Origin of the sequence: Psychrobacter sp. 2Y5, assembly GCF_051847375.1 — a bacterium.
Taxonomy (GTDB): Bacteria; Pseudomonadota; Gammaproteobacteria; order Pseudomonadales; family Moraxellaceae; genus Psychrobacter.
Window position 1 is genome coordinate 24,217 of the sequence record NZ_JBPYDA010000008.1, and the last position, 15,667, is coordinate 39,883.

The following is a 15,667-nucleotide window of genomic DNA, read 5'->3' on the forward strand; positions in this document are numbered from 1 at the left end:
ATTATAAACCACCCTCTACCCCTTAGGAGAGAACTATGAGTAATGTCCCAGCAGAACTGAAGTATATCGCAAGCCATGAGTGGCTTCGTTTAGAAGATGACGGCACTATCACTGTCGGTATCACTGACCATGCGCAAGACTTGCTAGGCGATGTGGTATTCGTTGAGCTACCTGACGTTGGCGATACCATCGCCGTTGATGATGAAATCTCAGTTGTTGAGTCTGTCAAAGCCGCCTCTGATGTTTATGCCCCTATCTCAGGCGAAGTCGTTGCTATCAATGAAGCGTTAGAAGATGATCCTGAAATCATTAACTCAGACCCGTATGGCGAAGGTTGGTTCTTTAGAATGAAGCCTGACAATATGGACGATTATGAAGCCCTATTGAGTGCTGAAGAGTATGAGAACGAGCTGTAAGTTTTAAGCTCTAATTACTGATGCTAGAAGGTTTTACAGATATTGATATCAGTAGCTACTGGTATCAATATTTGCCCTTATTTTTAAACCTTTTTAAAACGTTTAAGCGTGAGCTGCTAAATACCTTACTATTAGAAAATTAGGCTATAGCAGCATTATCTAAAAATTATGCTTTATCAAGTTTTATTATAAGTGCAGCTTAGCGATTTTGCCTATTTCCTATCTTATCTATGCATGCCGACTTATGCATTTTGCCCACTCTAACGACACTAGCACGGACTTTGACATGAGCACTGATAATACAAGCGCCAACAATAAAGACACCTTAGCCATGCCGGATCACACCCCTCAACTCCAAGCTTTTACCCAAGTAGTAGAGTCGCGTCGCTCAGTACGCCGCTTTACCGATACGCCAATTACTGATGAGGTTATGGCCGACTGCTTGCGTTTGGCGATGCTAGCGCCGAACTCGAGTAACTTGCAGCCGTGGGAGTTTTATGTCATTGACAGCCCAGACAAGCGCAAACGCGCCGTTAAGAATTGCATGAATCAAAACGCGGCTAAAACTTCCGCGCGCTTGATCGCCGTCGTGGCACGTACCGATATTTGGCACGATCACGCCAAACAAATCCTCGATGAATATCCAGATAAGCCGGTACCGAAAAAGGTTAAAGACTACTATACCAAAGTGGTTGCTTTAGACTTTTTGCGCGGCCCTGTCAATGTTATCTCTGCTGCCAAATGGAGCGCGACCAAAGTCTTTAGACAAATCAAAGGCCCTATCAAGACGCCTTATTATACCTTTGACGATGTCAAAAACTGGGCGACCAACAACACCGCCCTCGCCGCTGAAAATCTCATGCTAGCTCTCAGAGCACACGGGTTTGATAGCTGTCCGATGGGCGGTTTCGATGAACCGGCGATGAAGCGACTACTTAAGCTGACCGATGATCATCATATCGTCATGATGATTGGAGCGGGTGAGCGCGCTGACAACGGCATCTACAGCTCACAATTTCGCTTTGAGCAAGAGCAATTCGTGCATTACGTCTAATATAAGAGCGAAATCGCATTATGAACCATAGCGGTATTGCTCTTCTCAACTCATATTTGCCACCAAACTACTAATTATAAGTCACTTAATAAATGACCTTATCTCTCTACCCCTTACTCTAAACACTAATAAGGACTGTCATGACTACTTCTCAAAAACCAACGTTCGATACCTTTAAAGGTCTATTTAATGAGTCTGAATTCGTCTATCGCCACTTAGGCTCTAATGAAATCAAGCAAGCTGATCTCTTAAGCGCCATTGGCTATCAAGACATGGCAAGCTTTATCGATGATACGGTGCCAGAGCCAGTACGTTTGCATAAAGATCTTAATCTGCCCCTAGCAATGAGCGAGCATGCCGCTTTAGCCAAACTGCGCAAAATGGCAGATAACGTTACTGTAAATAAAAGCTATATTGGGCAGGGCTACTCGCCTGTACGTATGCCAGCAGTCATTCAGCGTAACGTGCTCGAAAACCCAGGTTGGTACACTGCTTACACTCCGTATCAAGCCGAAATCGCCCAAGGCCGTCTAGAAGCTTTACTAAACTTCCAGCAAGTCTGTATTGACCTGACCGGTCTTGAGATGGCAGGAGCTTCACTGCTTGATGAAGCGACGGCGGCGGCTGAAGCGATGGCGATGTCTAAGCGTATGAGTAAAAGCAAGTCAACGCAGTTCTTCGTTGACGAGCGTATCTATCCGCAAACGCTGGACGTTATCCAAACTCGCGCCAAGTACTTTGGTTGGGAAGTGGTCGTTGGTGACTTTGAGCTAGCCAAATCAGGCGATTATTTCGGTGCGATCTTTCAGTATGTCGGTAAAGAAGGTGATGTTCAGGACCTAACCGACGTCATCAGCGCGGTTAAAGAAAAAAAGACTTATGCCAGTGTCGTCAGCGATATCATGAGCCTCGTGCTGCTAAAGTCGCCTGCCGATATGGGCGCAGATGTCGCTTTAGGTAGCACGCAGCGTTTCGGTATTCCGATGGGCTATGGTGGCCCACACGCCGCTTACTTTGCTTTTTCTGACAAAGCCAAACGCTCAGCGCCTGGCCGTATCATTGGTGTCTCAAAAGATGCGCAAGGCAATACCGCGCTACGTATGGCACTACAGACTCGTGAGCAGCATATCCGCCGCGAAAAAGCCAACTCCAACATCTGTACCTCACAAGTTCTACTCGCCAACCTCGCTGGCATGTACGCTGTCTATCATGGCCCAAGCGGTGTCAAACGTATTGCAACGCGTATTCATGCTTTTGCTACGGCATTCGCGCAGGTTATCAATCAAGCTAAGGGCGAAAATAAGCTTAGCGTCGTACACGATCAGTTCTTTGATACCGTTGTCGTCGATTGCGGCTCGGAAAAGCTAGCGACCCAAATTTTTGAGAACGCCGATAATGTCGGTTATAACTTATGGCGTTTTGATGATACTAAGATCGGCGTTGCATTCAGTGAAACCAGTGACGAAGAGGATTTTAAAGTATTGACTCAATTATTTGTCAGTACCTCTCATGAGCTACCAGAAGCCGCTAGCGTATCATTAGACAAGACGCATCTACGTAACGATGATATTTTGAGTCATCCGGTCTTTAATTCGCATCACACTGAGCATGAAATGCTACGCTATCTAAAATCTTTAGAAGATAGAGATTTGGCGATGAACCGTAGTATGATTGCGCTGGGTAGCTGTACGATGAAGCTAAACGCCACAAGTGAGATGCTACCGATTACTTGGCCTGAATTTGCCAATGTGCATCCTTTTGCACCCCTAGATCAAGTCTCAGGCTATATCGAGATGATCGATAGTTTGCAAGAGCAGCTCAAAGCCATCACCGGCTTCGATGATATCTCTATGCAGCCCAACTCTGGTGCCTCTGGTGAATATGCTGGTCTGTTAGCCATTCGCCGCTACCATGAGTCTTTAGGCGAGACCAATCGTGATATCTGCCTCATTCCTATGTCAGCGCATGGGACCAACCCAGCGACCGCTATCATGATGGGTATGCAAGTCGTCGTGATCAAAACCGATGACAATGGCAACGTCGATATCGATGACTTAACGGCGAAATGTGAAGAGCACAGCGCCAATCTAGGCGCGTTAATGATTACCTACCCATCGACCCATGGCGTCTTTGAAGAAGGTATCCGTGACATCTGCGACCTCATTCATAACCATGGTGGTCAAGTCTATATGGATGGCGCCAACATGAACGCTCAGGTCGCTATCATGCAGCCTGCTGATGTCGGCGCAGATGTGCTACACATGAACCTGCATAAGACTTTTTGTATTCCGCATGGCGGCGGTGGCCCTGGTATGGGCCCTATCGGTATGCAGGCGCATTTGGCTCCGTTTAAAGCCAACCATGCCGTTGTCCCAGTACATAACGCGCCAAACGAATGTTCTGCGGTATCCGCAGCGCCTTATGGTTCAGCTAGCATCCTACCGATTTCATGGATGTATATTACGATGATGGGCCGCGATGGCTTGCTTGAGGCGACCAATCTTGCTCTGCTCAATGCCAACTATGTCGCTGACCAGCTCAAGTCCGACTATCCCGTTTTATATGCGGGTAAAAACGGCCGAGTGGCGCATGAATGTATCATTGATATCCGTCCGCTAAAAGAAGACACGGGCATCACTGAAAGCGATATCGCTAAGCGCTTGATGGATTATGGCTTCCACGCGCCAACGATGAGCTTCCCTGTCGCCGGAACGCTGATGATTGAGCCAACTGAGTCTGAGTCTAAAGAAGAGCTAGATCGCTTCATCAATGCGCTTAAATCTATTAAAGCGGAGATTATGAAAGCCAAAGCAGGTGAGGATAGCTGGACATTAGAGAACAACCCAGTGGTTAACGCTCCGCATACCGCTTCTGTCATCACTAATGAAGAGTGGTCATATCCGTATAGCCGTGATACTGCTGCTTTCCCGCTACCTTACGTGCGCGCGCACAAATTCTGGCCAAGCGTCGGCCGTATCGATGATGTTTATGGCGATAAGAATCTCATGTGCTCATGCCCTAGTATCGAAAACTATATGTAATTTTTGATATGATAGACGGCATCGAAAACTATATGTAGTTCTTAATACTTAGAATAAAATAAACCTCCAAGTCAGCTACTGACTTGGAGGTTTTTCTTGTTAAGCTGCTTTTGTTAGCGCTGCTATAATTAGCATTGCTATAAGATAAAATAAGTGCTCTAAGTTAAAGCTTGCACTACTCCATTAGCTTAAAAAAGTGCTGGCGATAGTGCTTCAGCTCGCGGATAGAGTCGCGAATATCATCTAGCGCTAAATGACTACCGCCCTTTTCAAAATTCTTTAGAATGTCAGGACGCCAGCGAAAGCACAGCTCTTTGACCGACGACACATCTAAATTGCGATAATGAAAAAATCGCTCAAGCTCCGGCATCTGTCTGGCCAAAAAACGTCTATCTTGGCAGATAGAATTACCACACATCGGCGACTTACCACTATCGACCCACTTATTAAGAAACTTGATAGTTTCCGCTTCGGCTTCTGCTAAAGTCACTTTACTACGGCGTACTCGATCCACTAGGCCTGATTGGCCATGCTGCTTGGTATTCCACTCATCCATTTGATTGAGTCTTTGATCAGATATTTTGATCGCAAATACCGGCCCTTCAGCCAAAACATTCAGATCCTCATCAGTGACCACGGTAGCAATCTCGATAATCTCGTCATTGAGCGTATCTAGTCCAGTCATCTCAAGGTCTATCCAGACCAGCCCTTTTTTGCCTTGATTCTTAATTTTTATCTTGTTGGGATGGTCATCGCTACTCATAAGGCGTCCTATTATTAAGGTTTAAAATATCTCATGATTTCTTTAGCTATAATGGTGTTTACAACTTTACAAAACCACTGTTAAGCTTAAGCTGTATGTTAGCAAATTTTCGCGCTACACTGAGCAATATTTTCGATATAGGCAGCACTCATGGCATTGATTCGGCAACGCAAACTCACCAAACAGCAGATTCGCCGCATAGACAAGCAGCAACTAGAGAGTCAAGATAGTATTGATGATAGTTTGATGGATGGTGTAGTCATGGCGCACTACGGTAAGCAGCTAGAAGTGCAAGTCACCAGCTTGCCCGCCGTTATCGCTGAGCAGCCAGAGATTGGTCCCGATGACCCTGAGCCTTTTTGGCAAGAGCTCGTAGTTGGTGATATTTGGCGCTGTCATGTGCGTACGAATCTGCCGATGCTAGCCGCTGGCGATCAAGTACGCTGGACTGCCGATTCTAATACTGGCTTTGGACGTATTGAGTCCGTAAAGCCGCGCACCTCGTTGGTCTCGCGTCCGGATCGTTATCACAAGCTCAAACCTGTCGCCGCTAACGTCGATATTTTGGCTATTGTTTTTGCGCCCCTGCCAGCCGCCGCCCCTTCTTTGATCGATCGCTATTTAGTCGTTTGTCATCACGCTGGTGTTAAGCCACTACTGGTACTAAATAAAGCAGACTTATTGGCTCAAGATGACTATGCTGATACCCATGAGCTCCTTACTCAATATGCCGCTTTAGGCTACGAGAGTGTCTTGACCTCTGTTGATTGTCCCGAAAATATCGCGGAGAATGACGAGCAAATAGGCTTAGGCGAGCTAAAGAGCTATATCGATCATAAGCTAGTCATTTTCGCCGGTCAGTCTGGTGTTGGTAAAAGCAGCCTTATCAACGCGCTGCTGCCAGAGTCTGCTCAAAGCGTCAATATCATCTCTGAGAACTCCCAATTGGGTCAGCACACCACGACTACCAGTCGGCTATTGCCTTTTAATCCGGATAACTTAACGGCTGGCGGTATCGTCGATACGCCCGGTATTCGAGAATACGGTATCTGGCATCTAACTCCTGAAGATATTATTTCAGGCTTTATAGAGTTGGCACCTCTAGCAGGTTATTGCCAATTTCGCGACTGTCGCCACACTCATAACTCTAAAGGCTGCGCGCTATGGCAAGCGGTAGCGGATGGTGAAGTATTGCAGCGCCGCGTTGAGAACTTAGTCACCTTAAGGCAAGAGGCAGATACTAAGCCATACTAAGCCACACCAGGGCGGGTTTGCTTTGATCGACCGTTTACTATAACGAGTCTTATCGGTATAATAGCGCCTGGTTCAATATGGTTAGACTGTATTCGCAGTCTGCTAGAGCCCTAATTTTTTGGAGGTCTGTTGTGGATCGTGCGCTTGAATTTGTAGGCAATCACCCCTTTTTATTTGGTATTTTGGCGGTATTAGCCATATTATTTTTTACCATTGAAAATAAACGTAGTGGCAAAAAAATATCCCCTAATACACTTGGGATGATGGTCAACTCGCAAAATGCGCAATTGATCGATATTCGTGCCAAAAAGAAATTTGAGACTGGCTATATTCAAGGCAGTCGTAACATTCCTTTCACCGAAATAAAAGATCGCTTAGAGGAAATACGCGCGATCGAGCAGCCTGTGATTATTATTTGTGATATGGGCGTGCAAGCGGGTGCGGCGATACAGATGATCGGCAAAGACAACGTCTATCGCTTAGAAGGCGGCGTAGGCGGTTGGCAAGGCGCTGGTATGCCGCTAGTGAGTCCAAAGGATGTGCAAGCTAAAAAAGGTAAATCTAAGCCGAAGCTCAGTAAGTAGCGGACATCGGGTCTGACAATTTTTTAACTTAGACAGTCCTATATTTGTTAGATATAAAGACATCAGAGCTGTTATCCAAAGCTATGATGTCTTTTTTTATGGCGATAATTTTTTATGACAATAACAATTGCGATTCTTGTGAACTTTTATTACATTTATCGGTATCCGCTTGAATTTATCACCTTGAGCCCCACTTCATAAATGAAGATAATAAAAACTAGACTGTTCAGTAATGGCGGCTAGTATGCGTTATGACTACTCATTTATTATAATTAAGGATTTATTATGACCGTTCCTGTTAAAGTATATACCACTCCAATCTGTCCCTATTGCTCAAACGCCAAACAACTATTACAATCTAAAGGCGTTGATTATGAAGAGATTGGCATGCACGATATTAGCAGCGATGAGCGCCGCGCTTTGATGCAAAAAACCAATAATTACCGCACGGTGCCACAGATTTTTGTGGGTGATACTTTTATTGGCGGCTTTGATGAGCTCAATCAATTCAACCAGCAAGGCAAGCTTGACGAGCTATTAGCTGGTTAAACGGCATAACTTCGCATCTTTTTGAGTAATTATTTTATTAATTTTTAGAGGAAATACCATGGCTGAAGAACAAGCACAACCCCAACTAGCGTTAGAGCGCATTTATGTCAAAGATATGTCACTTGAAGTGCCTGGCGCTGATGTATTCACCAAAGAGTGGAACCCAGAGCTAGACATCAATCTATCAAGCAATGCTGAGAAGTTAGACGACGATCATTACCAAGTGACTTTAACCGTAAGTGTCAATGCCAAAAACGCAGAAGCACCAGCGTTTATCGCGGAAGTGCATCAAGCCGGTATTTTCTTATTAAAAGATATTCCAGAAGATCAAATCGGACAAATCCTAGGCGCATATTGCCCTAATGTTTTGTTCCCTTATGCGCGTGAAGTGATCAGCGATATCGTCACTCGTGGCAGCTTCCCGCAGTTGCTACTCGCGCCGGTCAACTTCGACCAAGCTTATGCCCAAAGCCAAGAGCAAGCTCAAGTCGATGCGCAAGGTAAAGCGTAAGCCTACATTGAATAGACTTGATTGAACCAATCAATTGATAAAATAAAAACCGCCTAACTCATGAGTTAGGCGGTTTTTTTATGCACTGATATAAGCAAGTATTAGCTTATTGCTAGCCGTTTAGTCTTTTAACGCGGCTAAGATCTGCTCTCTTACTTCATCAATCGCTTGGGTACCGTCAAACTTATCGTAATCAGGAGTATCCGCGCCTTCTTTGGCTTTGTCTTGATAAAAACCGACCAAAGCAGAGGTTTGCTGATGATAAGTGGCTAAGCGCTCACGAATGGTCTCTTCTTTATCATCTGGACGCTGAATAAGCGGCTCACCGGTAACGTCATCGACGCCTTCAACCTTTGGCGGATTATGATCGATATGATAGATACGACCTGAGTCGGCATGCTGACGACGACCGGATAAACGCTTGACGATTTCGTCATCAGGAACGCTAATTTCAATCACATGGTCGATGGCGACATTCGCTTCAGCAAGGGCCTGCGCCTGTGGAATGGTGCGCGGGAACCCATCTAATATACAGCCATTGGCGCAGTCAGGCTTAGCGAGACGCTCTTGGACTAAGTTGATGATTAGGTCATCAGAAACGAGACCGCCTGCATTCATCACGCCTTGCGCTTGTTTACCAAGCTCAGTACCTTCTTTGATCGCAGCGCGTAGCATATCACCTGTGGAGATTTGCGGGATATCATACTCTTTTGAGATGAACTGGGCTTGGGTACCTTTACCGGCGCCAGGGGGACCTAGCAAAATAATACGCATCATTATACGTTTCTCCTCAATAGATGGGGTTTGAAAGTTCTAGAAAAATTTACAAGACATAGGGATTGGTGAATTGCAAGCCATACCTTACCTTGTGCTTTTATAAAGCTCAAGTTTTTTTGTCTTATATTGCCAAAGTTGCTATGACTTTACTGTTCATGTAAAGCAATTGCGCGCCAAAGCGACTAGTAAAACACTTAGCTTTGACACGCTGTTCGTAATAAAATTAAGGCGAATTTGTCTAAGACACTTGCTCAATAATCTAAGGAACTTGCTGATTAATCTCGACATTGACTTGATTTTGATCGGCGCTGATCACGACCGGATTACCAGATAAGTCTCCAGATTCAGCAACCGCATTACCGCTATGGCTAATACGGGCAATCACTGCCAGCTGCGTCTTGTTCGCGCGTGCAGAGGCTAAAGTACGCTCAGGCATCATAGCATCTAGATCGCTTAAGCTAACATTTGCTTCGCCTTGCTTAACCACCGAAATAGGCAGACGCTTAGCAGCGAAAGGTGGTCCGCCGTTGACATCACGTATCGCCACAAAGACCACATCATCCCCTTTCACTAATGGCAATAAGCTCGAGTTGATCATAACCGTGACATCGATACCTTGCGCTGCTTGCGCTTTTTGCGCGCTAACATTAGCGCTCAATTCATCTAGGCTGGCTAGTGCGCGGCTATGATCGCCAGGCTTAGCGGCAATGCTATTTCGCAAACGGCTAATCCAGCCTTGAGCTTCATCGAAGTTACTACTACGCGCCTCGCCCATTGCCATCAGCATTTGCGCGCCTTCGTGCTGCGGGTTTTCGACAAGTACGTCTTGCAATACTCTACGAATATTGGCATCGAGCTGACCTTCATTGGCGAAGAAACTAATCTGCGCGTAACTCGTCGCGATCTCTTCGTTTTCGGGCGATAAGCGATAGGCGCGAGACAGCGCTTCTATCGCGGAAGGTGTGGCTTCTAATGATAAGAATAGCTCTGATAGACGCATCCAACGATCTGGGTCATCAGCATGGCGATAGACATTGGTCTGCATCGCGCTGATGAGCTGTCTGCCATCTTCAATCGCCCAAGCGGGTGGCTGATCAATTTTACCGGTTAAAAGATCATCAGCGACTTGACCAACTTTGTCCTCAGCGGTCCATAGTTCAAATACCGGGGTACGATTGCCGATCAATAGATAAGCCATAGCGGCTAATACTGGCACCCAAACCATCACGATTAAACGGCTTTTGATCCCTGGCGCAACCATAGGAGTAACTTCTCGCTGAGCATCTAGCAACTGGCGCTCAAGCTCAAGCTTTTGGTTTTGATAATGACTGTCGTCGATAGTTCCGTTGTCTTTATCGCTTTTTAGTTCAGCCAAACGCTCACGAAATACGGCGGCGTTGATATCTAGCAGTTGATTGTCTACCGGATTTGCCTTAATACGCGCGGCGCGTAGCCACGGCGTAATAGCGATAACCGCAAAAATCAGCGCAATAAATAAGCTTAGAGCAATAAATAAGCCGATAGTAGAAAATAGGGTCATTTTTTGTCCTCTGGGCTTGAGATATCATGATCGATGCTATCAGTACTGGTATTGGCACGCGATAATAGACGATCTAGTTCTGCTTTTTCTGCCGGGGTGAGTGCCGCAGTCGTACTTTCAACCTTTACTCGGTTTTGGCCACGGGCCGCAACCTGTCGGCGTTTACTTTGCCAAAACCAACCGCCGATTAATACAATCAGCAATAAAGGCGGAAAGAACCATAGAATCCAAGTGGAAGGACGGACTGGCGGCTTATAACTGATAAAGTCACCATAGCGCTCTTGCATGTAACTGCGTATCTCACCATCGCTGCGGCCCTCTTTGACTAAGTCAAAGGTCTTTTGCTTTAGGTCTTGGGCAATAGGGGCATCTGAGCCTGCCAAGTTTTGGTTCTGACATTTTGGGCAACGCAGTTCTTCGATAAGACCACGATACTGCGCTTCTTGCTGCGGGGAGTCAAAATCATAGACATCAATAGCTGCGTAACTCGGTAAGCTCGCTAGGCTCAGCAGACACGCTAACATGACACTGGCTACTCTGAGTAGAATATGAATCATCACTGACAGGCCTCCGCAACTTGACTGGCACCAGGAATGGCATTGGTCTTATTGGCTTCATTGAGGACCATCAAACAAGGAGTGATACGGTCTTGCCAATTGGCTTCATTAATCTCACCAATAATATGCTGACGAATAACGCCATTACCATCTACCACAAAGGTCTCAGGGGCGCCGGTTAAGCCTAAATCTAAAGCAAACTGACCCGATGAATCCTGAATAGACATCGAAAAAGGGTCGCCGCCGCGGTTTAGATAGCTCAGCGCATTACCGATCTCATCTTTATAATTCACACCAACCAGATTAACACCGCGCTCCTCAAGCTCCATCAAAAAAGGATGCTCAACGATACAAGTTGGGCACCAAGAGCCCCAAACATTCATCAAAAAAGGCTCGTCAGGCAAATTCTCGTTAGTCATAATACGGCTAGTATCTGATAATAAAGGCAGCTTAAAGTCAGGCACTGGACGCTCAAGCGCGGTATTCATAACCACTTCAGTCGGCTTACCTAATTGGTTTCCTAGTAGATAAAGCACCCCAACAAACACTAGCAGCGGAATCAAAAACCATATTTTTAGCTGTTTTTTATTCATCTTACCTCTCCTCCGCACTTGCTGCTTGTGTTGCCGTCTCTACCGTACGAACAGCGCCGGTACTATTAGCCTCTAATAAAGAGCCTTTCGGTTTTTTGATACGGTAACGCTTATCGAGCATACTGAGTAGTCCGCCTAAGGCCATGATAATAGCGCCAAGCCAGATCCAGCGAATCAGTGGCTTGACATAGATACGCAAGGCCCACTCATTACTACCCTCAGCGATAGGCTCGCCAAGTGCCACATAGACATCACGCATTAAGCTAGCATCAATCGCCGCCTCGGTGGTCGGCATCGTACTGATAATATACGTGCGCTTTTCGGGCGTTAGCGTCGCCACTGCCCGACCGTTTTTACTGACAGCCACTTCTGCTTGCGTCGCATCAAAATTACTGGCTTTGATCTCACGAAAGTCCCTCAAGCTAAAGTCGTAGCCTTGAACATTGACAGTATCGCCCTCAGCCATAGCAACATCACGCTCGATGCTCAGAGTGGTCGTAAAAGCCACCCCAATCACTGCTATCAGCACGCCTATATGAGCGACTTGCTGACCCCAATAGCTTAGGCGTAGTTGTTGTAAACCTTTAAAGACATTAGGTGCGTTTTTGGTCTTATCTCTAAAATCAATTACCATCCATAAGAGTACCCAAAAGCTCACCGCTAAAGTCACGCCGATATTGAGCATAGAGGACGGATGAGCAAAGTAGGCAATAATTGCGGCTAGGACTAAACTGCTGACTGCAATGACCATTCCCACGCCTAACAAAGGCCGCTTGTCTTTTTTCCAGCGAATATTAGAGCCCATACCCATCGCTATCAATAGCAGCCAAGTTAAGGGGACAAATAAAGCGTTAAAATAAGGAGGGCCTACAGAGACCTGACCTAAATTAAAGGCGTCAGCGATGATAGGATAAAGCGTTCCCAACAGCACTACTAAGGTTGAGATCAAAATAATGACGTTATTAATAACCAAAAACGACTCTCGCGATATCAGCTGATATTGGCTCTCAACCGTCAAGCGCCAACCCCGTACCGCAAACATCAGTAAGCCGCCACCAATAATAATACCCAAAATCACCAAAATCACTAATCCGCGAGTTGGGTCAGCAGCGAACGAATGCACTGAGGTAATAACCCCAGAGCGCACCAAAAATGTCCCTAATAAACTCAGCGCAAAAGCAAAAATAGCGAGCATGATGGTCCAAGCTTTAAACACGCCGCGCTTTTCAGTTACCGCCAACGAGTGCAACAGTGCAAGCCCTGCCAACCACGGCATCAAGGAAGCGTTTTCTACCGGATCCCAAAACCACCAGCCGCCCCAACCAAGCTCATAATAAGCCCACCAAGAGCCAAGGGCGATACCAATCGTCAAAAAGCCCCAAGCTGCTAGCGCCCAAGGCCGTGACCAACGGGTCCATACCGCATCCAGACGACCTTCCCATAGTGCTGCCATACAAAAAGCAAAAGGTACTACCATACCAACATAGCCCATATAGAGCATAGGCGGATGGATAATCAGACCAAAGTCTTGTAGCACTGGGTTTAGATCAGCGCCATCTACTGGTAGGTTAGGCAGAGTGCGCTCAAATGGCGATGAAGTAAAGATCAGCATCGCGAGCATCATTAGCTGTACCGCTGCTAATATTACTAGCACTCGAGCACGCATAGATAACGGCAGACCGCGGCTAAAGTAGGAAACTAAGGCGCACCATGTGGCCATGATAGTCATCCAAAGCAGTAGCGAGCCTTCGTGCCCGCCCCATGTCGCGGATAGCTTATAGTACCAAGGTAGCAAAGTATTGGAGTGCTGAGCCACATAGACCAGAGTAAAATCATTATAATAAAAGCCTGCCATCAACGCGCCAAACGACACGATCATAGCGGCAAGCTGCGCCCAAGCCAGACTTGGAGCCAAGCGCTGCCAAGCGACTTGATGACGCATAACGCCAATGGTTGGTAATACGACTTGCAATATTGCCAATACAAAAGCGGCAAGCAAGGCAAAATAACCCAATTCTGTGATCAACATACAGTCTAACCTTGTCTACTTTAGCGCAAAACCTCAAACCGCCATTAAGCGGCATAAGCTCACCATCTTTAGCTGCTTATCTTTCAGGTTTTGCTTGATAACATTGTCGTTTACTTTTTGTCGCCGTGAGTGTAATACGGTTCAAGAATTTATAACTGCTCAATAAATGCAGCGATCGCTATTCGTTATATTGTCTTTTGATTATGGCGTTGTTTATCGCAGTTTTTATCCTGACTTGGATATAAAGGACCTAACCCACAGCGGGGAAAAACACCAATACTAAGTGGAGCCAACCGGCTAAAAACCCAGTCAAACCGCCGAGTACAATCAGCGTCATCTCATCCTCTCGAAAGGCGGGTCGCAGCAAGTTTTGAAACTCATGCGGGGTCAAAGCGCGAATGCGGTCGCGAAATAGACCAAAAATCTTACTAGCGCGGCTCTCATTAAGCTCAGGATCGCGTATCGGTACCATCGTGGCACTAATCGACTTATCGATAATGGTGTTTTTGAGTTTCCCAAACTCGCGTCGTCCTAAGCTCACACGTAAGGAAGTCTTGATGACAGGCGACTCTAACAATTCATAAAGGTGCGATTTCATCAACATGCGTGTCTCATTTGCACGCGCACCATACATCATCTCATTCATGATGTTCTCAAGTGTCACTAAGTCTTTGACGACAATCTCAGCAAAAACCTCAGAGACCTCTTCTTGACGCTTCATAAAGCCGCCTTGAAAGCGAAACTGAGCGATATGCGGTAGCTGTGGCACTAAGAAGGGAAAGCGGCTACTGCGTTTAAAAAACTTCACATAAGGAATAAAGCGTGGCTCTACTGGATTGAATACCATCCAAATAGCGATCCAGTTGGTCAAAAAGCCCCAGATAGCGGCAAAGAAAGGAACGGTCCAATGCTGCGGCACGACTAAGAAGATAAACATCTGAATCAGGCCGAATACTAAGCCAATGAGCGCACTAATATGCCAAATAAAGTTAATCTCTTTTTGCCCGACCCGTAAGAACATATTGACCATCAAGCGTCGATCGTTCTCCATCGTATTGACGATCATCTGGCGCATATCAACTAAGTCTTCGACGTTATTGGTCAAATCCAATACCAAAGACTGCATAATCTCTGGTAGGGCTTTGTGCGCCTGATTATAAATACGGCGTTTTATGGCGTAAGGAATATTACCCCACAAGGTCTCTGAGCGTTCAAGCATAATCTCATCGATGAGCGTCTCAAGGTTTTCATCGACCTTTTCGGTGATAAAAACCGCCATTTGCTCAGGCTCCATCGCTTTAAAAAACTCATCTAATGAGCCAAGCTTTGAGAGCGTCTGATCGACGATAACCCCTGATATCTTCCCCGCTTTACGCGGTACGATACCTTGCCATCCTATCCCTGGTAAACCAAAGAAGGGAAAGTTAGGAATGCGAATACCCCAAAACTTTATAGGATAAAACAGCATTTTCAATGCCATCCATACGTGTACCCAAGTGACAAAAGCGGTCACTGGCGGAATAGTCAGCATAGCAAGGAATTCTGGATGCTCAGCGAGCATCTGCCATATTGAGGTTACGTCCATGACTTTGCACGTCCCTTATATAAAGGTTATTGTCAGTCTATTGCGTTTATACTGTTGTGTTTATACTAGTAAGTTTTTATTAGGGCGTTGATACCATTTTGATACCGGCCATAAAACCGCCTGATTTTAACATACTTGCTATTTTTTAGCACCCATATAGCCTATGGAAGTTATGACCGTAGGCGACACTTTTAGTGAAGCTCAGTTGGCTCTACTGATTTAAAATAGTGAGGTAGAGTCAGCATCTAAAAGTAAAGTTAAAGGTAAGACTATCGGCCTTTTACAGCAGTCATTCCCTAGCGTCACTGCTCATTAATTTTCTTATCCAACACTCATTAATGAACACTTATTAGTGAACCTATGGTTTGCAGCGTTTATATCGTTTTATATTTAGCGAGCGGTCTCTGTTATAAT

14 protein-coding genes are annotated in these 15,667 nt (G+C 45.8%); 7 read left to right on the forward strand and 7 right to left on the reverse strand.

Going from position 1 to position 15,667, the window contains the following annotated elements:
- Positions 1-35 precede the first annotated feature (35 nt).
- From gcvH to gcvP, 3 genes are all read left to right on the forward strand, one after another.
- Complete coding sequence (gene gcvH / locus ACS8E3_RS09240; RefSeq protein WP_201557195.1) at positions 36-416, forward strand: glycine cleavage system protein GcvH; 381 nt, start codon at positions 36-38, stop codon at positions 414-416.
- A gap of 286 nt (positions 417-702) precedes the next feature.
- Entirely contained in the window at positions 703-1,470 is a 768-nt protein-coding gene (locus ACS8E3_RS09245; RefSeq protein WP_439243539.1) for a nitroreductase family protein, read from the forward strand.
- Positions 1,471-1,610: 140 nt separating this feature from the next.
- Positions 1,611-4,511, forward strand: a complete 2,901-nt coding sequence (gene gcvP, locus ACS8E3_RS09250; protein ID WP_439243542.1) for an aminomethyl-transferring glycine dehydrogenase — start codon at positions 1,611-1,613, stop codon at positions 4,509-4,511.
- 175 nt (positions 4,512-4,686) lie between these two features.
- Here the strand turns inward: gcvP and orn are convergent, their stop codons facing one another.
- A complete protein-coding gene (orn, locus tag ACS8E3_RS09255; RefSeq protein ID WP_025647130.1) occupies positions 4,687-5,274 on the reverse strand; it encodes an oligoribonuclease in 588 nt (195 codons plus the stop codon).
- Between the two features lie 150 nt (positions 5,275-5,424).
- Between orn and rsgA the strand changes: the two genes are divergently transcribed.
- The 4 genes from rsgA to secB all read left to right on the forward strand — a co-directional run bounded on the left by rsgA (position 5,425) and on the right by secB (position 8,172).
- Positions 5,425-6,528 (forward strand): ribosome small subunit-dependent GTPase A, encoded by a 1,104-nt coding sequence (rsgA, locus tag ACS8E3_RS09260; RefSeq protein ID WP_439243545.1) that lies wholly within the window; start codon positions 5,425-5,427, stop codon positions 6,526-6,528.
- 131 nt (positions 6,529-6,659) lie between these two features.
- Entirely contained in the window at positions 6,660-7,112 is a 453-nt protein-coding gene (locus ACS8E3_RS09265) for a rhodanese-like domain-containing protein (RefSeq protein ID WP_439243548.1), read from the forward strand.
- Positions 7,113-7,397: 285 nt separating this feature from the next.
- Positions 7,398-7,661, forward strand: a complete 264-nt coding sequence (gene grxC / locus ACS8E3_RS09270; protein WP_439243551.1) for a glutaredoxin 3 — start codon at positions 7,398-7,400, stop codon at positions 7,659-7,661.
- Positions 7,662-7,719: 58 nt separating this feature from the next.
- The gene (secB, locus tag ACS8E3_RS09275) at positions 7,720-8,172 is read left to right on the forward strand and encodes a protein-export chaperone SecB (protein WP_025647134.1); all 453 of its coding nucleotides are present in this window, start codon (positions 7,720-7,722) and stop codon (positions 8,170-8,172) included.
- 120 nt (positions 8,173-8,292) lie between these two features.
- Here secB and adk read toward each other — a convergent pair whose 3' ends face one another.
- From adk to ACS8E3_RS09305, 6 genes are all read right to left on the reverse strand, one after another.
- Positions 8,293-8,946 (reverse strand): adenylate kinase, encoded by a 654-nt coding sequence (gene adk, locus ACS8E3_RS09280; protein ID WP_439243823.1) that lies wholly within the window; start codon positions 8,944-8,946, stop codon positions 8,293-8,295.
- A gap of 262 nt (positions 8,947-9,208) precedes the next feature.
- Complete coding sequence (gene ccmI / locus ACS8E3_RS09285; RefSeq protein ID WP_439243554.1) at positions 9,209-10,489, reverse strand: c-type cytochrome biogenesis protein CcmI; 1,281 nt, start codon at positions 10,487-10,489, stop codon at positions 9,209-9,211.
- Positions 10,486-11,013 (reverse strand): cytochrome c-type biogenesis protein, encoded by a 528-nt coding sequence (locus ACS8E3_RS09290; protein WP_439243824.1) that lies wholly within the window; start codon positions 11,011-11,013, stop codon positions 10,486-10,488. The genes ccmI and ACS8E3_RS09290 overlap by 4 nt, the downstream gene beginning before the upstream one ends.
- Positions 11,014-11,045: 32 nt before the next feature.
- Positions 11,046-11,639, reverse strand: a complete 594-nt coding sequence (locus ACS8E3_RS09295) for a DsbE family thiol:disulfide interchange protein (protein WP_439243557.1) — start codon at positions 11,637-11,639, stop codon at positions 11,046-11,048.
- A gap of 1 nt (position 11,640) precedes the next feature.
- Complete coding sequence (locus ACS8E3_RS09300; protein ID WP_439243560.1) at positions 11,641-13,668, reverse strand: heme lyase CcmF/NrfE family subunit; 2,028 nt, start codon at positions 13,666-13,668, stop codon at positions 11,641-11,643.
- 250 nt (positions 13,669-13,918) lie between these two features.
- On the reverse strand, positions 13,919-15,253 hold the full coding sequence (locus ACS8E3_RS09305) for a hypothetical protein (protein ID WP_439243562.1): 1,335 nt from the start codon (positions 15,251-15,253) through the stop codon (positions 13,919-13,921).
- Positions 15,254-15,667: the final 414 nt, after the last annotated feature.